The organism is Streptomyces sp. CA-294286 (assembly GCF_050947155.1).
GTDB lineage: Bacteria > Actinomycetota > Actinomycetes > Streptomycetales > Streptomycetaceae > Streptomyces.
The window spans coordinates 5,411,696-5,432,061 of the sequence record NZ_CP192005.1; the positions used below are offsets into that span (position 1 = coordinate 5,411,696).

At 72.3% G+C, this 20,366-nt stretch carries 19 protein-coding genes; 8 read left to right on the forward strand and 11 right to left on the reverse strand.

Annotation, left to right across the window (positions count from 1 at the left end; all coding sequences use genetic code 11):
- Window positions 1–164 precede the first annotated feature (164 nt).
- The 3 genes from ACQPZG_RS28665 (at window position 165) to ACQPZG_RS28675 (ending at window position 3,495) form a co-directional block, all read left to right on the forward strand.
- On the forward strand, window positions 165–821 hold the full coding sequence (locus ACQPZG_RS28665; RefSeq protein WP_433548582.1) for a response regulator: 657 nt from the start codon (window positions 165–167) through the stop codon (window positions 819–821).
- Between the two features lie 126 nt (window positions 822–947).
- A complete protein-coding gene (locus ACQPZG_RS28670; RefSeq protein WP_433548583.1) occupies window positions 948–2,486 on the forward strand; it encodes a sensor histidine kinase in 1,539 nt (512 codons plus the stop codon).
- Window positions 2,487–2,622: 136 nt separating this feature from the next.
- Window positions 2,623–3,495, forward strand: coding sequence for an RNA polymerase sigma factor SigF (locus ACQPZG_RS28675; protein ID WP_433548584.1), 873 nt, complete (start codon window positions 2,623–2,625; stop codon window positions 3,493–3,495).
- Between the two features lie 81 nt (window positions 3,496–3,576).
- Here ACQPZG_RS28675 and ACQPZG_RS28680 read toward each other — a convergent pair whose 3' ends face one another.
- The 8 genes from ACQPZG_RS28680 to ACQPZG_RS28715 all read right to left on the reverse strand — a co-directional run bounded on the left by ACQPZG_RS28680 (window position 3,577) and on the right by ACQPZG_RS28715 (window position 9,725).
- Window positions 3,577–3,960, reverse strand: coding sequence for an ATP-binding protein (locus ACQPZG_RS28680; RefSeq protein WP_433548585.1), 384 nt, complete (start codon window positions 3,958–3,960; stop codon window positions 3,577–3,579).
- 67 nt (window positions 3,961–4,027) lie between these two features.
- Window positions 4,028–4,399, reverse strand: coding sequence for an STAS domain-containing protein (locus tag ACQPZG_RS28685; RefSeq protein ID WP_433548586.1), 372 nt, complete (start codon window positions 4,397–4,399; stop codon window positions 4,028–4,030).
- A complete protein-coding gene (locus ACQPZG_RS28690) occupies window positions 4,396–5,664 on the reverse strand; it encodes a PP2C family protein-serine/threonine phosphatase (RefSeq protein WP_433548587.1) in 1,269 nt (422 codons plus the stop codon). Before ACQPZG_RS28690 ends, ACQPZG_RS28685 begins: the two co-directional genes overlap by 4 nt.
- A complete protein-coding gene (locus ACQPZG_RS28695; RefSeq protein WP_433548588.1) occupies window positions 5,661–6,806 on the reverse strand; it encodes a SpoIIE family protein phosphatase in 1,146 nt (381 codons plus the stop codon). The genes ACQPZG_RS28690 and ACQPZG_RS28695 overlap by 4 nt, the downstream gene beginning before the upstream one ends.
- On the reverse strand, window positions 6,806–7,243 hold the full coding sequence (locus ACQPZG_RS28700; protein WP_433549588.1) for an anti-sigma regulatory factor: 438 nt from the start codon (window positions 7,241–7,243) through the stop codon (window positions 6,806–6,808). Before ACQPZG_RS28700 ends, ACQPZG_RS28695 begins: the two co-directional genes overlap by 1 nt.
- Window positions 7,244–7,265: 22 nt before the next feature.
- On the reverse strand, window positions 7,266–7,727 hold the full coding sequence (locus ACQPZG_RS28705; protein ID WP_433548589.1) for an STAS domain-containing protein: 462 nt from the start codon (window positions 7,725–7,727) through the stop codon (window positions 7,266–7,268).
- Entirely contained in the window at window positions 7,724–8,605 is an 882-nt protein-coding gene (locus tag ACQPZG_RS28710) for an STAS domain-containing protein (protein WP_433548590.1), read from the reverse strand. Before ACQPZG_RS28710 ends, ACQPZG_RS28705 begins: the two co-directional genes overlap by 4 nt.
- A gap of 154 nt (window positions 8,606–8,759) precedes the next feature.
- Window positions 8,760–9,725, reverse strand: coding sequence for a GDSL-type esterase/lipase family protein (locus tag ACQPZG_RS28715; RefSeq protein WP_433548591.1), 966 nt, complete (start codon window positions 9,723–9,725; stop codon window positions 8,760–8,762).
- Window positions 9,726–10,086: 361 nt separating this feature from the next.
- On the opposite strand from ACQPZG_RS28715, the gene ACQPZG_RS28720 reads away from it, so the two are divergent.
- The 4 genes from ACQPZG_RS28720 (at window position 10,087) to ACQPZG_RS28735 (ending at window position 15,080) form a co-directional block, all read left to right on the forward strand.
- Window positions 10,087–11,577: an amino acid permease gene (locus ACQPZG_RS28720; protein WP_433548592.1), complete on the forward strand. Its 1,491-nt coding sequence runs from the start codon at window positions 10,087–10,089 to the stop codon at window positions 11,575–11,577.
- 10 nt (window positions 11,578–11,587) lie between these two features.
- Entirely contained in the window at window positions 11,588–12,043 is a 456-nt protein-coding gene (locus ACQPZG_RS28725) for an Lrp/AsnC family transcriptional regulator (protein WP_185030508.1), read from the forward strand.
- A 415-nt stretch (window positions 12,044–12,458) separates the two neighbouring features.
- Window positions 12,459–13,298 (forward strand): carbon-nitrogen hydrolase family protein, encoded by an 840-nt coding sequence (locus tag ACQPZG_RS28730; RefSeq protein WP_433549589.1) that lies wholly within the window; start codon window positions 12,459–12,461, stop codon window positions 13,296–13,298.
- 87 nt (window positions 13,299–13,385) lie between these two features.
- The gene (locus ACQPZG_RS28735; RefSeq protein WP_433548593.1) at window positions 13,386–15,080 is read left to right on the forward strand and encodes a flavin monoamine oxidase family protein; all 1,695 of its coding nucleotides are present in this window, start codon (window positions 13,386–13,388) and stop codon (window positions 15,078–15,080) included.
- Window positions 15,081–15,189: 109 nt separating this feature from the next.
- Here ACQPZG_RS28735 and ACQPZG_RS28740 read toward each other — a convergent pair whose 3' ends face one another.
- Window positions 15,190–15,870, reverse strand: a complete 681-nt coding sequence (locus ACQPZG_RS28740; RefSeq protein WP_433549590.1) for a DUF5995 family protein — start codon at window positions 15,868–15,870, stop codon at window positions 15,190–15,192.
- 419 nt (window positions 15,871–16,289) lie between these two features.
- Here ACQPZG_RS28740 and ACQPZG_RS28745 point away from each other — a divergent pair, with 419 nt between their 5' ends.
- The gene (locus ACQPZG_RS28745) at window positions 16,290–17,432 is read left to right on the forward strand and encodes a glycoside hydrolase family 6 protein (RefSeq protein ID WP_433549591.1); all 1,143 of its coding nucleotides are present in this window, start codon (window positions 16,290–16,292) and stop codon (window positions 17,430–17,432) included.
- A 219-nt stretch (window positions 17,433–17,651) separates the two neighbouring features.
- On the opposite strand, the gene ACQPZG_RS28750 is transcribed toward ACQPZG_RS28745, so the two are convergent.
- Together ACQPZG_RS28750 and ACQPZG_RS28755 are read right to left on the reverse strand one after the other, a co-directional pair.
- Entirely contained in the window at window positions 17,652–19,055 is a 1,404-nt protein-coding gene (locus ACQPZG_RS28750; RefSeq protein ID WP_433548594.1) for a uracil-xanthine permease family protein, read from the reverse strand.
- Window positions 19,056–19,149: 94 nt separating this feature from the next.
- Window positions 19,150–20,343: an MFS transporter gene (locus tag ACQPZG_RS28755; RefSeq protein WP_433548595.1), complete on the reverse strand. Its 1,194-nt coding sequence runs from the start codon at window positions 20,341–20,343 to the stop codon at window positions 19,150–19,152.
- Between the last annotated feature and the right edge of the window lie 23 nt (window positions 20,344–20,366).

Below are 20,366 nucleotides of genomic sequence, written 5' to 3' on the forward strand. Positions count from 1 at the left end.
TCCCCACGGTGGGGAGGGCAGGTAGCGTCCGCCCGCCCCGCCGCACGTCGCAGGCGCCGTGGTTGCGGAAGTGGCCCGTCCCCGATCGGGGAGGGGCCACTTCGTGCGTGCGCCCGGGTAGCCTGCGGGGGAAGACCGGGGCGGGGACCAGGGGAGCGGTGGGGATGATTCGGGTACTGCTGGCCGACGACGAGGCGATGATCCGGGCCGGGGTGCGGGCGATTCTGTCCTCGGCGGACGACGTCGAGGTCGTCGCGGAGGCCGGCGACGGGCACGAGGCCGTCGAACTCGCCCTTCTGCACCGGCCCGAGGTCTGCCTCCTCGACATCCGGATGCCCGAGCTGGACGGGCTCGGGGCCGCCGAGGAACTGCGGCGGGTACTGCCGCAGACCGCCGTCATGATGCTCACGACGTTCTCGGAGGACGAGTACATCGCGAGCGCGCTCGGTTCCGGGGCCGCCGGATTCGTCCTCAAGTCCGGCGACCCCCGCGAGCTGATCGCCGGGGTGCGGGCGGTCGCCGAGGGCGGCGCGTACCTCTCGCCGAGCGTCGCGCGGCGCGTCATCTCCCATCTGGGGCCGGGACGGTTGGGCAAGCAGGCGACGGCCCGTGCCCGGATCGAGGGTCTGACCGTACGGGAACGCGAGGTGCTCGCGCTGGTCGGCGAGGGCCTCTCCAACGCGGAGATCGCACGGCGGCTGCACGTGGTGGAGGGGACGGTGAAGGCGTACGTCAGCCAGATCCTGGCCCGGCTCGACTTCCGGAACCGGGTGCAGGCGGCGATCCTCGCGTACGAGGCGGGACTCGTCCCGCAGGCGTGAGGCCGAAGCGGCGGGCCGCCCTACCGGAGCGGTGCACCCAAGGGGCCCGCCCGCCCGCGCAGTTCGCAGTGACCGGACTGCTGCGGTCGGCAGCGGCGGGCCGCAGGATCGGCGAAGCTGGGGCGCATGGACGACAGAGTGCGGGCCCGCTGGTACGACCTGGGGCTGTGGCTCGCGGTGAGCGCGCCGCCGGTCATGGCCGCCGACGCACTCCGCGACAGGGCGGCCGTGATGGCGGCTGTCGGCGTTCCGCTGCTGGCCCTCGCGGTGGCGGCGGCCAGGCGGTGGCCGCTGGGCGTACTGACGGTGCCGCTGGCGCTCAACCTCGCCCATGACGTCGAGCTGCTCACGCTGCCGTTCCTCCCCGCGCTCACGGCTTTCGCGTTCCTGGCCGGGGTGCGGGCGGGAGAAGTCCGGGCGGCGGTGCGGTTCTTCGGGGCGGTGGCGGTGGCCGGCCTGCCGGTGTGCGTGCTGGGACGCGACCTGTGGTCCTGGCCCTCGCAGCTGCTCATGCTGTTGCTCACGGTGGGACTGCCGTGGCTGCTGGGACGCTGGTGGCGGCAGTACGCCGAACTCGTCCGGTCCGGCTGGCGGCTCGCCGACCGCATGGAGCGCGAGCAGCGGGCCCTCGCCGACCGGACGCGGATGCGTGAGCGCGCCCGCATCGCGAGTGACATGCACGACTCCCTCGGCCACGAGCTGACCCTGCTCGCCGTACGGGCGGCAGCCCTTGAGGTGGACCGGTCCCTGGACGCCCGGCAACAGGCCGCTGTCGGGGAACTGCGGGAGGCCGCAGCCGTGGCGACGGGGCGGCTGCGCGAGATCATCGGCGTCCTGCGCACGGACGACGAGGCGGACGGCGCCGCGCAGGGCACGGCAGAGACCCCGCAGGCGGTGGTCGGACGGGCGCGGGCCTCGGGCCTCGACGTCGTACTGGAGCAACGGGGCGAGTGGGACGGGCTGCCGCCCATGGTGGGGCACGCCGTGCACCGGGTCGTGCAGGAGGCCCTGACCAACGCGGCGAAGCACGCGCCGGGGGCGGTGATCCGGGTCGACGCCGTCCGGGACGCCGACATCCTGCGGGTCACGGTCGCCAACGGGCCCGCGGACAGCGGCGCCCGGCCCCCCGGGCTCGCCTCCGGGGGGACCGGGCTCGTCGGGCTGGACGAGCGGGTGCGGCTCGCGGGCGGCACCCTGCGGGCAGGGGCCGGGGCGGACGGCGGGTTCGAGGTGCACGCCCGGCTGCCGGCGGAGGAGGGGGCCGCGGCCCGGGAACGGGGGGCCGCCGAGGACTCACTGTCCGTACGGGAGTTGGCGCGGGCCCGCAAGCGGGTGCGGCGCAGCGGTCGGCAGGCCGTGCTCGCCCCGCTCGCGGTGCTGGCCGGGATCTGCGTCGTGCTCCTGCCCGTCTCGTTGATCAGCTCCGCGCTCTCCGTACTGGACCGGGAGGGGTTCGACGGGCTGAGGGTGGGGGAGACGAGAGAGGAAGTGGCCGAGCGACTACCGGTGTTCGACCGGGACGGAGCGCCCGAAGGAGCGCCGGAGGAGCCGCCGGGTGCCCAGTGCGCGTACTACCACACACGATTGATGTCGGACGAGGCGTACCGTTTGTGCTTTTCCGGTGGGAGACTGGTGTCCCGGGAGGTTGTGTCGGATTTGCGATGATCGAGGAGGGGGAGAACCGGTAATTCGTGAAGTGAAACCGGTGTTGAGCAAATTCGCGGTGGGTGAACACGAATGGCCTGCGCTCTCGCGGGTACACGCGCCCTTGCGCTGATATATCGATGAAGGGGAGGACACCGTGTCCATGGCGACCGCAGTCCCGACTGGAGCCACGCTGGAAACGTCCGCGGCCGAACAGGTCGAGCTGGAGCTTCCGGTGGTGGACAACCCGTCGGAGGTAGCCCCGAAGGACGCGAGGGAGCTGTCGAGGCTTTTCTTCGCCCGGCTCGCCGTCCTTGAGGAGGGCACGCACGAGTACCAGTACGCCCGCAACACGCTGATCGAGCTCAACCTGGCGCTCGTGAAGTACGCGGCCACCCGCTTCCGCAACCGTTCCGACCAGATGGAGGACATCGTCCAGGTCGGCACGATCGGCCTGATCAAGGCCATCGACCGGTTCGAGCTGACCCGCGAGGTCGAGTTCGCCACCTTCGCGATGCCGTGCATCGTCGGTGAGATCAAGCGGTTCTTCCGTGACACCAGCTGGTCCGTGCACGTGCCGCGCCGGCTCCAGGAGCTGCGGATAGACCTCGCGAAGGCGTCCGACGTGCTGTTCCAGCAGTTCGACCGCTCGCCGACCACCGCCGAGCTGGCCGCCTACCTGGACATGGAGGAGGAGGAGATCGTCGAAGGTCTCGTCGCCTCCAACGGGTACACGGCGGGCTCGATCGACATCCCGCTCGACGACGGTTCGGAGTCCGGCTCGCAGACCCTCGCCGACCGGCTCGGCGACACCGACGCCGACCTGGAGATCGTCGAGAACGTCCAGGCGCTGAAGCCGCTCATCGAGGAACTCGACGAGCGCGACAAGCAGATCCTGAGCATGCGCTACGGCGCGGAGATGACGCAGTCGCAGATCGGGGCCGAGCTGGGGGTTTCCCAGATGCAGGTGTCCCGGCTGCTGACGCGCATCACCAAGAAACTGCGGGAAGGCCTCCTCACCCAGGAGTGAGAACGCACAGGCTTCATGTACGAGAGTCCGGCCACCCCCGCGGGGGTGGCCGGACTCTCGTACATGAAGCCCCCGGGCGCCTCAGCACGGGCCTGCGGCCGAGCGCAGCCAGGTCGCCCGCACCCGCTTGCCTTCCGGCAGCGGTCGCACCTCCACCTGGCCTGCCAGCCGCTGCACCATGTGCCAGCCGAAGCCTCCGCCGCCGGTGAAGTCCGGTTCGCGGGGCACGGGCGGCTGGGGGCTGGAATCGTCCATCTCGACCACCAGCTGTTCGTGCCCGGCACGCAGTCTCAGCCGCCACCAGCCCGAGGTGTGCCGGACGGCGTTGGTGACCAGCTCGCTCACCACCAGCAGCACGGCGTCGAGATCGGCCCAGGCGCAGTGCTGGGTCAGGTAGGCGGCAGCGGTCTCCCGGGCGGAGGCGCTGTCTTCGTTTGCTCCCTGCGGAGAATCCAGGACAACCACGGGCGGCTCCTCAGTCATCAATCACCCGCGTACCCCGAGTTCACCAACTCACCGGCCTCTCGCCCGCTCAGTTCCGTGCGGCGGCCGCGAAAGCCGCCGAGGGGTCGGGGTAGGACCGGAAGACCATGTCGAGCCCGGTGATGTGGAATATCTTCGCCACCATCGGTCCCACCCCGCTCACCGCGACGTCCGCGCCCGCCGCCAGCGCCACCTTCCGGGCGATGACCAGCATCGTGATCCCGCTGGAGTCGAAGAAGGTCAGCCCGGACAGGTCCAGCACCAGCAGCCGGCCGGGGGACAGGGCGAGCCTGCCGATCACGGAGCGCAGCTCGGGCGAGTTGTCGAAGTCGAGGTCGCCGCCGATGGTGAGCACCACCCCGGCGGGCCCCTCGGCCACGCCCACGGTCAGTTCGTTGTCGAGGCCTCGGTCACGGCTCATGAGACGTCCTCGTCCGTTCTGCGTACGGTCAGTGCCACGGTGTCGTCCGGGTGCAGGATGACGGTGTGCATGTCGGCGGCGATGGCGCCGGGGATCTTCTCTATCGGCAGGTGGCGGTGACGACGGGCCGCCTCCATGAGGCGCTGTTCGCCCTCGCGGGGGTCCCTCCTGCTCTCGGTCAGCCCGTCGGTGTACAGCACCAGCAGATCGCCCGGGGCCAGCTGGTCGTACAGCAGCTGCTCACTGCCCGGCAGCGGGTAACCGATGCCGCGGCCGCGCACCTCCAAGTACTCCGCCTCGCCGTTCTCCCGCACCAGCAGGGCGGGCGGGTGGGAGCCGTTCGCGAGCTTGAGGGCGCCGCCCAGCGGGTTGATCCGGGCGAGCAGCACGGTCGCCATCAGCTCGCGGTCGAAGGGCAGCAGGATCTCGTCGGTGCGCTCCACGATGGAGTCCATCGGATGGCCCTCAAGGGCCAGGGTCCGTACGGCGTGCGTGACGTTGAGAGCGCTGCGGGTACTGGTCACACCGTGCCCCAGGGCGTCCACCAGGGTGATGTGGACCCGCCCGTCGGGCAGCAGGAACCAGTCGTAGAGGTCTCCGCCGGTCGGGGCGTCGGTCCCGGCCGGCTCGTAGTGCACCGCCATCTCCAGGCCGGGCACGCGCACCGGGGCGGGCCGCAGGGCGTCCTCCAGCTCGCGCAGCATCTGGCCGTGCGCGCGCCGCAACTGCTCGTCGCGCTCGTCGAGTTGGACGTACAGGGCGAGGACGCCGCTGTTGGTCTCGGCCAGTTCGTCCTTGAGCCGCTCACGGTCCTGGGCGAGCGCGTCGGCGCGGGCGACGGCGGCGCGCAGTTCCTCCTCCAGGAGGTCGGCCACGTCGGGGACCCGACCGTTGCCCTCTGCGCACGGGCGCGTCTGCATGTGCACGTCGTTCTGCTCCTGGTCCGGCGGGGGGAAGCGCCAGAGAGCCGCCGCTCCCGGGGCCCGCTCGGCGGGCAGCGGGAGGTTCTTGAGCACGGGCGGGCGCGTGGCGAGGGGGGTGCGCAGCCTTATGGCGAGCACGGGACGCCCGGTGTCGGGGTCGGTCTCCCGGCAGGCGTGCAGGGACACCGCCCGGCCCGCGCCCAGTTCCCCGGCGGCGACCTGGGAGACCGCGAGAGCGAGGCGGGCCCGCAGTTCGACCGGCAGCCGCAGCTGGTGCGCGAGACGCCGCAGGGCGCTGCGCAACCCGGGGAGGGTGTGGTGGGTGGTGCTGTGGGGGATCATTCGTCTCTCTTCGGGCTTCTCGGCTCCGGGCTGCCCGGCAGCGGGGAGCCCGTGCGACGCCCCCCGTCCGGCGGTGCGTCGGGCAGCGGAAGCAGGGCGCCGGTGGCGAGCACGGTCGCGTCGTCGCGGCTGCGCCGGAAGTCGTGCGCCAGCGACGCCACCAGCAGCGGCGGCGGCAGCCGCAGCAGGAACCGCGTCGGATCGTACGTCCACCGGGGGTCGACGCCGTCGCTGTGCAGCACGAGCAGGGAGCCGGGTGGGACGGGGATCCGCTGGACGCGGGGCAGCGGCATGTTCCAGCCGACCACGCCCGGCTGGCCGGAGAGGCGCGAGCGCACCCCGTCGAAGCCGACCGTCTGGGCCCGCACGTTGCCCACCGAGCAGTGCTCGGCGTGCCCGTCGGCGCGCAGCCGCAGCAGCCCCACCGCCGCCCCGCGAGTGCGCCGCAGCGACTTGTGCAGGGAGGTCATCAGGGCGGGCAGCGGGAGGTCGGGGCCGCGGCGGAACGCCCGCAACGCCGTATCCGCGGCCTCCGCGGCGGGCGGGCCGTGCCCGAGGCCGTCCACCACCACGACGGTGCGCTGCGGCGTTTCCGTGGCGGGGTCGCCCGTGTCGGCGACCGCCCAGCCGTCGCCGCAGCTGTCCTCGCTCTCCCGCGGCAGGCACAGTGCGGCCAGGTCCGGTCCCCGGACGGCCGGCGCCCCGGGCGCGGTGAGCCGGGCGCAGATCACGGTGCCCGCGCCCGGATTCGTCCGGAGGGTGAACTCGGAGGCGATGCGGCGGACCGCGCCCAGCCCCGAACCGAGTGTGTTGGTGGTCGTCCAGCCATCGGTGAAGGCCGCCTCCAGGTCCGGAATGCCCGGCCCGCGGTCGAACGCCAGGATCTCCACCCCCGGCCGCAGCGGCAGCGGCTGGACGAACACCGAGCCCTCCTGCGCGTGCTTGGCGATGTTGCTGGCCAGCTCGCTCGCCAGGACCGCGGCCCGGTCCGGCAGGGCCCCCGGCAGGCCGCTGTCCAGGGCGATCTGCCGGGCCGTGGCCGCCGCCAGGTGGACCGCGCTGTAGTGGTCGATCCGGACGCGCGCGGCGACCGTCGACGGCGGGCCCGGCGGGCCGCCGACGGGCTGCGGGGTGGCGGACATCAGCGGCCGTTCCAGCGGGTGGCGACGACCGTGGTGCCCTCGCCCGTGGTGCTGTGCACCGAGAACTCGTGCATCAGCCGCTGCGCACCGCCGAGGCCGTGGCCGAGCCCCGCGCCGGTCGTGAAGCCGTCCGTGAGGGCCGACTCCAGGTCCGGGATGCCGGGCCCGTCGTCGCGCACGGTCAGCCGCAACCCACGCCGGCCGCCCTGCTGCGGCTGGCGCAGCTGTTCGATGGTCAGGCTGCCGCCGCCGCCGTGGATGTAGGCGTTGCGGGCCAGCTCGCTCGCCGCGGTGACGATGCGGGTCTGGTCCACCAGGCCGAAACCGGCCTCCACGGTGGCCGCCCGCACCGCGTGCCGGACCGTCAGCAGGTCCTCCTCGGAGGAGACGGAGTACGTCGCGGAGCCTGCCCGGACCGGGCCCCGCTGCGGTCCCAGCCCCGCGCTCCGGGTCAGCTGCTCATCGTAGAGAGTCACGTGGGGCCTCCCCGGAAGGCCGGGGCATCTGCTGCCAGCCCAGCGCGAGAAGGCCCGCTTCCGCGTTGAGCGCCGTCTCCACTCCGGTCAGCTGGAGGCCGAGCTCGACCAGCGTGATCGCCACCGCGGGCCGCATGCCCGCCACGATCACCCGGGCGCCCAACAGCCTTGCCATGGTGGTGAGTTCCATCAGCGTGCGGGCCACGAACGAGTCGATGATCTCCAGCCGCGAGATGTCGATCAGGACGCCGCGAGCCGCGTCCCCCACGATCCGCGTCGTGAGTTCCTCGGTGAAGGCGACGGCCGACTTGTCGTCCAGCTCGTTGAGGAGCCCGGTGACCAGGACGTCGCCGAGCCGCAGGATCGGCACGCCGGCCGGTTGCGGGAGCGGCGGCGGCAGCGATGATCCGGCGGGTGCGCCCGGTGCGCTCAGAGGGCCGTTCATGGGCCCGCCGGTGAGTACGAACCGGAGACCGAGGGCTGGTCGGTGAGGTGCACCGCGGCGGCCAGCGCGTCGGCGAGCGTCGCCCGGGTGAGGATCGTGGACAGGTCGATGCCGAGCTGGGCGATGGTCTGGGCGATGGGCGGCCGGATGCCGGAGATCACACAGTCCGCGCCCATCAGCCGTACCGCGTTCACCGTGTGCATCAGGTGCTGCGCGACGGCGGTGTCCACGGCGGGGACGCCGGTGATGTCGACGATGGCGACCTTCGCCTCGTGGTCCTGGATGCCCTGGAGCAGGTTCTCCATCACCACCTGGGTGCGGGCGGTGTCCAGGGTGCCGATCAGCGGCACGGCCAGGACGTGGTGCCACAGTCGTACGACCGGGGTGGAGAGTTCCATCAACTGCCGCGACTGCCGCTGGATGATCTCCTCGCGGCCCTCGACGTACGTCTCGAAGGACAGCGCCCCCGCCGCGTCCAGCAGCCGGTTCACCAGCACGGCGGCGGAGAACAGCTCGGCGGTGTCCCGGGTGGTGTGCTGCATCGCCTCCAGGAGCACCTCCTTGAGGGACAGGACGGCGAGGGAGGTCGCCGTCGGCGTCGCGCCCGCGCGGGCCCGGCGCAGCGACAGTTCTATGACCGTCCTGCGCAACTCGTGCTGAGAGGTCACCAGCCGTTCCACGGGCACGTCGCTGGCGAGCCCCGTGCGGAGCGCGGAGATCAGCAGATCCGCCTCCTCGCGCAGCTCGTGCTCGTTCATGTCCGTGTCGAGGGTCGACTGCTCCAGCTGGAGCCGGACCCAGCGGTCCGCGATCTCCTGCTCCCGCTCGCGCAGGGCCTCCAGGAGGCCGTCCCGCACGCTTGTCTCGCTGGTACTCACACACACCTCTCGCGGTTGGCGTTGGCTTGCCGGGTCCGGCAGCGCGCCGGGCTGCCCGGCCGTTCGGCCGCGCAGCCCACGGGGCCCCGGTTACCCCACGGGAAGCGAACCATGCGCGCGTGCTCGGAAGTCGCGCGCCGGATCGTGGCCGCCTTCATGGAACCAGTTTTCCCAGCGCCGTCGCCACTGCCCCGGCGAGGACCGCGTGCCCCGCGTCGTTCGGGTGCAGGCCGTCCGCGAGGTGCTCGGGGCCGAGCAGCCCGAGGCCGGGGAGGAGCGCCAGACTCCCGTCCCCGGAGCCGATCTCCTCCTGTACGGCGTCCTCCAGCGCCGCACGCAGTTCGGCGAGCGTCGCGCCGAGGGCGTTCGGGGTGTCCTCGGCGTCGGGGCGCAGTACGGGGGAGAGGACCAGCAGGGGGGCGTGCGGATGCCCCTGCCGTACGAGGGCGACATAGGCCCGCAACGTCTCGCCCAGCAGGGCCGGGGTGAAGGGGGTGCGGCCCCAGCAGTTGGTGCCGAAGGCCAGGGTGAGCACGTCCGCGGGCAGGGCGGCCAGTTGCTGGGCGGTCGCCAGTTCGCCCCGGGCGGCGCCCGCGTATCCCACGTTCACGGTGTCCAGCCCGAGGAGCCGGCCGGCCGCGGCGGGCCAGGCGTGCGCGGGCCGGGTCGACCACCAGCCCTCGGTGACCGAATCGCCGTGCACCACCCAGCGCGGGCGGGGCCGGGCCGGTTCGATGCGGCCGTTGACGGCGCGGATCCCCAGGAAGCGCGGCGACTGCGACTCGGGCGGGTAGACGGTGAACGGGCCGTCGAGGGGCGGCAGCCGCAGCCGTACGACCCCTTCGGCGACCGGGGAGGCCAGCGTCTCCGAGATCTGCTGCCCGTCCGCCCAGAGCCCGAACGCGTGCGGAACGTCGCCCGCTTCGGCCCGGTAGCGCAGCTCGACGGCTTCCGTCCCGTACGCCGCGAACTCCAGCCGTACCCCGACGGGGACCCTGGCCCGCTCCAGCACGTCCCACGGCAGCCGGTCCAGGTCGTCGGGGTCCGCCCGCACGGGTCGTCCCTCCGCGTCCCGCCACGCCACTCCGCGCAGAAAGAGCCCCGGATCCAGCCAGTTCATCGGCGCCTCCTCCTCGGTCGTGCCCGCCCGTGCGGCCGGTCCCCGACACCTGCCCGCCAGGGCCGCGGCCATGAGTGGGCGGTGTGCGGGGTCCGCCTCGCGTACCGGGCATAAGGGATATCGAACACTGGGGCGCAACGAAAGCCCATCGGCGGCGTTTGCGCGCAAGAATCGTCCACCCATGCGCAAGGTTGCTGCATTACGAGCGGGAAGGGACCCCCATAGGCTTCACGGCTGTACGTGGAGTGGCGGGGACCGCCTGCTCGGCGGTTCCCGGGCTTTCGGCTGCTTCGCCGCGCCCTCGGAACCTGTGCCGCGAGGGTCGCCGCCGTCCGATCGGAAGTGAGCAAGGAGCCCCCTCGTGTTGGACCAAGGCGCAGCACCTCCCGTCGCCACCCCACCCCCTTCCCCGGGCCGCAACGGCACCGGCGTGATGCGCCGCAAGCCGGTGGAGCTGCTGGTCAGCGAGGGAGGCAAGGGCGAGGGCGGCTCGCTGCGACGCACCCTCTCGATGTGGCAGCTGACGATGATCAGCATCGGCGCCACCCTCGGCACCGGCATCTTCGTCGTCCTCGGCGAGGCCGTGCCCAAGGCCGGCCCCGCCGTCACGATCTCCTTCGTGATCGCCGGTCTCACCGCTCTCTTCTCGGCCCTCTCCTACGCCGAACTCGCGGGCAGCATCCCGGTCGCCGGATCCTCGTACTCGTATGCGTACGCAACGATGGGTGAACTCATCGCCTGGGTCTGCGGCTGGTGCCTGGTCCTGGAGTACGGCGTCTCGGTCGCGGCGGTGGCCGTCGGCTGGGGCGAGTACCTCAACGAACTCCTCGACGGAACCTTCGGCTTCACCATTCCCGACGCGCTGTCCGCGCCGCCCGGCGACGGCGGGATCTTCAACCTGCCCGCGCTGATCGTCGTCCTGCTCGCGATGGTCTTCCTGCTGGGCGGTGCGCGCGAGTCCGCCCGCATCAACACGATCATGGTCGCCATCAAGATCGGCGCCCTGCTGCTCTTCTGCGTGATCGGCTTCATGGGCTTCAAGTCCGGCAACTACGAGGACTTCATGCCGCTCGGCATGGCGGGCGTCAGTGCCGCCGGCGCCACCCTCTTCTTCTCGTACATCGGTTTCGACGCCGCCTCCACGGCCGGCGAGGAGGCGAAGAACCCGCAGCGCGACCTGCCGCGCGCGATCATGCTGTCGCTGATCATCGTCACCGCCCTGTACGTGCTGGTCGCGGCCGTCGCCGTCGGCGCGCAGGACTGGGAGGCCTTCGAGGGCTCCGAAGCCGCGCTCGCCGGGATCATGAAGGACGTCACCGGGCAGGCCTTCTGGGGCACCCTCCTCGCGGCGGGCGCGGTCATCGCCATCGCGAGCGTCGTGCTGACCGTGCTGTACGGGCAGACCCGCATCCTCTTCGCGATGTCCCGCGACGGGCTCGTGCCGAAGGCGTTTTCGAAGGTCAGCTCGCGCACCGGCACGCCCCGCGTGAACACCGTCATCGTCTCGCTCTTCTGCGGCGTGCTGGCCGCCGCGATCCCGCTCGGCAAGCTCGTCGAAGCCACCAGCATCGGCACGCTCTTCGCGTTCGCGCTCGTCAACGTGGCGGTCGTCATCCTGCGGGTGCGGCGCCCCGACATGAACCGGACGTTCCGGGTGCCGCTGGGCCCTGTCTTCCCGGTGCTCGGCTTCGCCTTCTGCGCGTACAACATGTTCAGTCTCGACACCGCGACCTGGGTGGTCTTCGGAATCTGGATGGCGGCGGGACTCGTGTTCTACTTCGGATACGGCTTCCGCCGTTCCCGCCTGGCGAAGAACCCGGGCGCAGGAGCATCCGTGACCGCAGAAAAGTGACCCACCCGCAGTGCGACTCAACGATCTCGACGAGCGAATCGTCCACGCCCTGGCGGAGGACGCCCGGCGTTCGTACGCCGACATCGGCTCCCTCGTAGGCCTCTCCGCCCCCGCCGTGAAGCGCCGGGTCGACCGGCTGCGGGCGGAAGGCGCCATCACCGGGTTCACCGTGCGGGTGGACCCGGCGGCGCTGGGCTGGGAGACCGAGGGGTTCATCGAGATCTACTGCCGCCGGAACACCTCGCCCGAGGCCATCAACCGGGGTCTTGAGCGGTATCCGGAGGTCGCGTCCGCGTCCACCGTCACGGGGGACGCGGACGCGATCGTCCAGGTCTTCGCCTCGGACATGCGGCACTTCGAGAGGGTGCTGGAGCGGATCGCGGGAGAGCCGTTCGTGGAGCGCACCAAGTCGGTGCTGGTGCTGTCCCCCCTCCTCCGCCGCTTCTCCTCCGGCTCCCCTGCCTGACCCCGGTAGCCGCCTCGGGCGACGGGGCCGCCCCCCGTCCGGGAGGGCCCGGGTTCCTCCTGTACGAGCGAAACCGCGTGCGTGGGCGCGGACGGGGGGCGGGCGGCCCCTCACCGGACGGCGCACCTCCAGCTCCGGCCCCACCCCGTACCCGAGGCCACCCCACGCGCCCGGCCCCCGCCGCGTACGCGCACCCGGCTCCGTACCCGCATCCGCTCCCGCGAGCCCCACCACCGGCGCGCGCACCGATCACCCACCCCACCCCGGCCCGCCGCAACGAATCACCGGCAGACCCCCTTCGCGCGCAACGGATCGACGGTCAGCGCGCAACGGTCGCGCCTTGTCCGCCCCGCACACCGCCCCGTACCGTCGATACGTCTTCCACCCCGCCCTCCCCACCCGCCCGAGGTCCGCCATGCCGTCGTCCCCTTCGTCGCCGCAGCCGCTCCGTATCGCCCTGCTCCAGAGCTCCGGGCGGCCCGGTTCCGTGGCCGCGAACCTTGAGGCGCTGGACGAGGCCGCGGGACGGGCGGCCGACGCCGGGGCCGCGCTGCTGGTCTGCTCCGAGATGTTCCTCACCGGTTACGCCATCGGCGAGGACGTCCGCCGCCTCGCGGAGAGCGCGGACGGGGACGCCGCCGACGCGGTCGCCGACATCGCCGTACGCCACGGCCTCGCGATCGTCTACGGCTACCCGGAGCGGGACGGGGCGGACGGCGAGCGGGTCTTCAACTCGGCGCAGCTGATCGACTCGACCGGCGCGCGGCTCGCCAACTACCGCAAGACCCACCTCTTCGGCGGCTTCGAGCAGGACCACTTCACCCCGGGTGAGCAGTCCGTCGTCCAGGCCGATCTGGGCGGCCTGCGGGTCGGCCTGATGATCTGCTACGACGTGGAGTTCCCGGAGAACGTCCGGGCCCACGCCCTCGCCGGCACCGACCTCCTGCTGGTGCCGACCGCCCAGATGCACCCCTTCCAGTTCGTCGCCGAGTCCCTCGTCCCGGTGCGCGCCTTCGAGAACCAGATGTACGTCGCGTACGTCAACCGCACCGGCCCCGAGGGCGAGGGCGCGGAGTCCTTCGACTTCGTCGGGCTCAGCTGTCTCGCCAGCCCCGACGGCGCCACCCGGCTGCGTGCCGGACGCGGCGAGGAGCTCGTCGTGGGCGAGGTCGATCCCGAGCTGCTCCGCAGCTCGCGGGAGACGAACCCGTACCTGCGCGACCGCCGCCCCGGCCTCTACGCGTCGCTGCTCTGATCCGGCTTCCGCGCACGCCGCACCGGCCCGAACCGACCGGGCCGCTTCCCTGTGACTTTTCCCCGCCCAGCTAGGAGTCCGTACCCCATGACGTCCACGGTGCCCACCGCCGTCCAGCACACCGACGCGCAGCCGCCGATCACCATGTTCGGGCCGGACTTCCCGTACGCGTACGACGACTTCCTCGCCCACCCGGCGGGCCTCGGCCAGATACCCGCGACCGCGCACGGCACCGAGGTCGCCGTCATCGGCGGCGGACTGTCCGGCATCGTCGCCGCGTACGAGCTGATGAAGATGGGCCTCAAGCCCGTCGTGTACGAGGCCGACCAGATCGGCGGCCGGCTGCGCACCGTGGGCTTCGACGGGCCCAGCACCGAGGGCCTGACCGCGGAGATGGGCGCGATGCGCTTCCCGCCGTCGTCGACCGCGCTCCAGCACTACATCGACCTGGTGGGCCTGCGGACCCAGCCGTTCCCGAACCCGCTCGCCCCGGAGACCCCCTCCACCGTCGTCGACCTCAAGGGCGAGTCGCACTACGCGGAGACCGTCGAGGACCTTCCGCAGGTCTACCGCGACGTCGCCGCCGCCTGGGCCGCCTGCCTGGAGGAGGGCGCCGACTTCTCCGACATGAACCAGGCGATGCGCGAGCGCGACGTTCCGCGCATCCGTGAGATCTGGGCCAAGCTCGTCGAGAAGCTCGACAACCAGACCTTCTACGGCTTCCTCTGCGAGTCGGCGGCCTTCAAGTCCTTCCGGCACCGGGAGATCTTCGGACAGGTCGGCTTCGGCACCGGCGGCTGGGACACCGACTTCCCGAACTCCATCCTGGAGATCCTGCGCGTCGTCTACACCGAGGCCGACGACCACCACCGCGGCATCGTCGGCGGCAGCCAGCAGCTCCCGCTGCGGCTGTGGGAGCGCGAGCCGCAGAAGCTGGTGCACTGGCCGCTGGGCACCTCGCTGGAGTCCCTGCACGAGGGCGACCCGAAGCCCGCCGTCACCCGGCTGAACCGCACCGCGGGCAACCGCATCACCGTGACGGACTCCTCCGGCGACATCCGCACCTACCAGGCGGCGATCTTCACCGCCCAGTCCTGGCTGCTCCTGTCGAAGATCGACTGCGACGACTCGCTCTTCCCCATCGACCACTGGACGGCGATGGAGCGCACCCACTACATGGAGTCCTCGAAGCTCTTCGTGCCCGTGGACCGGCCGTTCTGGCTGGACAAGGACGAGGAGACCGGGCGCGACGTGATGTCGATGACGCTCACCGACCGGATGACGCGCGGCACGTACCTGCTGGACGACGGCCCGGACAAGCCCGCCGTCATCTGCCTCTCGTACACCTGGTGCGACGACAGCCTCAAGTGGCTGCCGCTGTCCGCACAGGAGCGCATGGAGGTCATGCTCAAGTCGCTCGGCGAGATCTACCCGAAGGTCGACATCCGCAGCCACATCATCGGCAACCCGGTGACCGTGTCGTGGGAGAACGAGCCGTACTTCATGGGCGCCTTCAAGGCGAACCTGCCCGGCCACTACCGCTACCAGCGCCGCCTGTTCACCCACTTCATGCAGGACCGCCTGCCCGAGGACAAGCGCGGCATCTTCCTCGCGGGCGACGACATCTCGTGGACGGCCGGCTGGGCCGAGGGCGCGATCCAGACGGCGCTGAACGCGGTCTGGGGCGTCATGCACCACTTCGGCGGCACCACGGACACCACCAACCCGGGCCCCGGCGACGTCTACGACGAGATCGCCCCTCTGGAACTCCCGGAGGACTGAGGCCCCGCCCTCCGTCGCCCCGCAGCCCCCCTCCGGGCGGCGGGGCGGCAGCACGTCGGCCCCGCAGCCCCCCTCCGGGCCGCGGGGCGGCAGCACGTCGGCCCCGCCCCTAGCGCAACGGCGTCAGCAGGCACCGGCCCACCAGCCCCACCCCGGCGTCCATCCGCTTCACGAACTCCTCCGCCAGGTCGGGCAGGCCGCGCAGCCCCCACATCACCCGCGCCGCCGCCCACGCGGCCTCGCGCGCCCGCTCCAGACTCCACGTCCCCAGCAGATGCGTCAGCGGGTCCGCGATCTCCAGCAGGTCGGGGCCCGGCATCAGGTCCTCCCTGATCCTTTCCTCCAGGGCGACCAGTGTGTCCCCGACCCGGTCGAAGTCCCCTTCCACGTCGGCCGGTTCGCACCCCAGCACCACGCAGGTGTCGACGACCGCCCGCGCCAGGTCGTGCCCGATGTGCGCGTTGATCCCCGCGAGCGCGAACTGGAGCGGCCGAACGCCAGGATGGCGCCGGTACTGGAACAGCGGCCGCCAGCAGGCGGGCGTACGGAGCCCCGCGGCGGCGGCATCGACGGCGGCCAGATATCTTTCCGCGAAGAGCACATCGAGCGTGGCCGCGGCGTGCGGGTCGGCGAAGCGGCCGGTGTCGATCTGCCGGGCGATCTCCTCGGTGACCGTCAGGTAGACGCGGTTGAAGACGGCGACCCCGTCGCCGGGGTGCCAGCCGGAGCGGAAGGCACGCATCCGCCGCACCACGCCGTCCACGGGGCCCGTACCGCCCGCGAGTTCCATGCCGTCCACGGGCGGCCGAGGAGTGAGCAGTCCGGCGAGCCGTGTACGGTCCCTCTCAACTGTGAAGTGCTCGATCTGTGCCATGGGGGCAGCGTCCCAGTCATAGGCTTCCTGCGACGCAGCCGGGCCGGGGCTTCCCCAGAACGAGGGAATCCGGAGCCCCCGGTACCCGGGGGAAAGGGGGGAGTGACAGGGTGTCAGGCATACGAGGCCAACGCCGGAAGAACCGCGTCGAGGGCCGACACGGCGACAGCCGGAGCGACGGTGGCGGAGACGGCGGCCGACGCGACGACGGCGGAGCCGTCCCCGTGACCGGCGCACAGGTGCTGACCGGCCCCGTCGCGGGCGAGGGACGGGCGGCGCGTCGCGGCCGCGCGCGGAACGACAAGCGGGTGAACGGCGGCACCCTGCGCGGCGCGATGGCCGTCGTCGCCTCGGCGGTGGTGGCCGTCGGGACGGTCACCGGCGTGGTCTCGACCACCTCCGGCGAGAGGGAGCGCACCACGGCGGCCCCGGAGATCACGAAGACGCCGGACATGCCGCCGCTGCCCGGGATGCCGACCCCGTCGCCGACCACGGCGTCACCGTCCGCCTCCGCCGCCGCATCGGCGTCCGCCACCGCGACGAAGAAGCCCGCAGCCACGAAGACGCCGCCGCCCGCTGCGAAGAAGCCACCGGCCCGGCAGCAGAGCGCACCGGTCTCGGCGAACCTCTACCTGCACCCGCAGTCGCAGGTCCTGGACTGGGTGCGCGCCAACCGCGGCGACCCGCGGCACGCCCTGATCCAGGCGAGGATCGCCGCCCAGCCGGCCGCCGTCTGGTTCGCCGAGTACAAGCCCTCCACCATCACGAACGAGGTGCGCAAGGTCACCGCCGGAGCGGCGGCAGCGGGCCGGGTGCCCGTCGTCGTGCCGTACGCGATCCCCGAACGGGACTGCGGCGGCGCCTCGCAGGGCGGCGCGCCGGACTTCGGGTCCTACGACAGCTGGATACGCAGCTTCGCCGCGGGCCTCGGCAAGGGCGACGTCATCGTCATCCTGGAGCCCGACGCCATCGCCCAGACCGACTGCCTGAACGACGCGCAGCGCGCCACCCGCTTCGCCGCGCTCTCCCGCGCCGGCAAGGCCCTGCGCGCGGCGAATCCGAACGCCCGGGTCTACTTCGACGCCGGACACTCGGGCTGGCACGCACCCGCGAAGATGGCCGGCTACCTGCGCCAGGCGGGCGCGGCCACCAACAGCGACGGCATCTTCACCAACGTCTCGAACTTCCACCGGACCGCGGACGAGGTGGCGTACGCCCGCCAGGTCCTGTCGGCCCTCGGCGGGCCGTCCTCCCTGGGCGCGGTCATCGACACCAGCCGCAACGGGAACGGCGCTCCGGCGGCAGGGCAGTGGTGCGACCCCGCGGGCCGCGCGCTGGGCCGCCCCCCGACGACACGGACGGGCGAGTCCCGCATCGACGCGTACCTGTGGGTCAAGCTGCCGGGCGAGTCGGACGGCTGCAAGGGGGCGGCGGGCAGCTTCACGCCGGACTACGCGGTGGACCTGGCGAACGGGTAGGCCACGCGACGTGTCCGGCGAACGGACGGGACGCGCGGCATACGGCGAAGGAGCCGGGCGCCGACGGCCGGGCGAGGGGCCCGGCGGTGAAGCGGGAGCGCTCGGCTCCGCCTGGTGCAGCCGCACCGCACGGGGTTCCCGTCCGCTCTCCGCCTGGTGCAGCCGCACCGCACGGGGTTCCGGCCCGTTCCGCGCCGTCGCACCGGGCATCCGCCGTCCTCAGTCCTTCGCCGGCCTCTTCTCGTCCGCCCTCTCCTCGTCGTACGAGGAGGTCCCCGCGTCGAGCAGCGGCTCGCGCTCCTTCATGTGCGCCGGCGCCAGGGCCCGCAGCACGTGGTACCCCGTGATCACCACGATCGTCCCGAGCGCGATCCCGCTCAGCTCGAAGCTGTCGGTGAACTTCAGGCTCACCCCGCCCACCCCGATGATGATTCCGGCCGCCGCGGGCACCAGGTTCAGCGGGTTGCGCAGATCGACCTTCGCGTTGATCCAGATCTGCGCGCCGAGCAGCCCGATCATGCCGTACAGGATGACCGTGATCCCGCCGAGCACCCCGCCCGGGATCGCCGCCACCACGGCGCCGAACTTCGGGCACAGCCCGAAGAGCAGCGCGAAGAACGCCGCTGCCCAGTAGGCGGCCGTCGAGTACACCCGGGTGGCCGCCATCACCCCGATGTTCTCGGAGTACGTCGTGTTGGGCGGCCCGCCGACCGCCGTGGACAGCATCGAGGCGGCACCGTCCGCCGCGATCGCGGTGCCGAGCTTGTCGTCGAGGTCGTCACCGGTCATCTCGCCGACGGCCTTCACGTGCCCGGCGTTCTCGGCGATGAGTGCGATGACGACCGGCAGGGCGACCAGGATGGCCGACCACTCGAAGCTCGGCGCGTGGAAGGAGGGGAGCCCGATCCAGTCCGCCTTCGCGACCCCGGACAGGTCCAGCCGCCAGTGGTCCACCGGGGCTCCGCCGCCCACCGACGAGTGGATCCTGCCGAAGACCAGGTCGAAGACCCACGAGATCCCGTACCCGAAGATCAGCCCGAGGAAGATCGCGATGCGGGAGAGGAAGCCGCGCAGCGCCACCACGGCCAGACCGGTGAAGAGCATGACCAGCAGTGCCGTCCACTGGTCCTGCGGCCAGTACGTCGACGCCGTCACCGGCGCCAGGTTGAAACCGATCAGCATGACCACGGCGCCGGTGACCACCGGTGGCATCGCCGCATGGATGATCCGCGCGCCGAACCTCTGCACCGCGAGCCCCGACAGGAACAGCGCCCCGCCCACCACGAACACCGCGCCGGTGACCGTCGCGCTGTCGCCGCCGCTCGCCCGGATCGCGGCGGCCACCCCCACGAAGGACAGGGAACAGCCCAGGTAGGAAGGGACGCGGCCCTTGGTCGCGAGCAGGAAGATGGCGGTCGCGACACCGGACATCATGATGGCGAGGTTGGGATCGAGGCCCATCAGGACGGGCGCGACGAACGACGCGCCGAACATCGCCACCACGTGCTGCGCACCCAGCCCCGCCGTCCGGGGCCACGACAGCCGCTCGTCGGGTCGGACGACGGCTCCGGGCGCGGGGGTGCGCCCGTCTCCGTGCAAGGTCCAGCGGACGCCGAGGCCCATGGGTGCTCCCGTTCAGCTCTGTTCAGTCTGCTTCTGATCCGAATTGATCGAATCCGAATGGATCGAAGCAAATGCTAGAGCCGAAAACGGGCGCTCACTTCCCGGTGGGCGACCCGGCCGTTTCGGCCGCCGCGGCTTCCCGGCCCGCACCGCGCAGCACCTGCGCCCCGACCACGAGGCCGAACGCCAGAACCGTCACCAGGCCGAACGACACCACCAGTGACGTCACGTCCGCGACCGCGCCGATGGCGGAGGGCGCGATCAGCCCCGAGGTGTACGTGATGGTCGCCACGCCCGCGATGGCCTGGCTGGGGTTCGGCCCGCTGCGTCCGGCCGCGGCGAAGGCCAGCGGTACGACGACCGCGATGCCGAGGCCGATGAGCGCGAACCCGGTCAGGGCCAGCGGCACGTTCGGCGCCACGACCACCAGCGCCCCGCCCAGGGTCGCCGCCACCCCGCCCACGCGCACGGTGCGCACCGGGCCGAAACGGTCCACCACGCGGTCGCCGGACAGCCGTGCCACCGCCATGGTCGCCGCGAAGGCCGTGGTGGACGCCGCCGCCAGCCCGGGGTCGGTGTTCAGGACGTCCCGCAGGTAGACCGCCGACCAGTCCAGGCTGGCCCCCTCCGCGAACACCGCGCAGAATCCCACCGCGCCGATGACCAGCGCCGACCTGGGCGGCAGGGCGAAGCGAGGCGGCGCCTCCGCTTCCGGAGCGCTGTGCAGGTCCAGTACGCCCCGGCAGGCGGCCAGGCCCAGCGCGGTCAGCACGAGCGCGGCGAGCAGGTGGTGCAGCCGCGCGTCGCTGCCCAGGTGGGCGGCGAGGGTGCCGGCGGCCGAACCGATCAGTGCGCCCACGCTCCACATGCCGTGCAGTCCCGACATGATCGACCTGTCGAGCCGGTTCTCGACGTCCACGCCGAGCGCGTTCATCACCACGTCCGACATCCCGGCCGTGGCTCCGTACACGAAGAGCGCCGCACACAACGTCCAGAGGTTCGGCGCGAGGGAGGGCAGGATCAGCGCGAGCGTCCACAGCGCCAGCAGGCCGCGCAGCGCGTTGCGGGCCCCGAAGCGATGCGAGACCGCTGCCGCCAGCGGCATCGCCACGGACGCGCCGATCGCCGGGAAGGCCAGCGCCAGACCGAGCTGTCCCGCGCCGACCGAGGCGTGGTCCTGGATCCACGGAATGCGGGTGGCGAAGCTGCCGGTCACCGCCCCGTGCACGCAGAACACGGCCGCGACGGCGTACCGCGCCCGCTTCAACCGCTCCGTACCGACTTCCATGCTTCCCCTCACGCCCGCTTCGG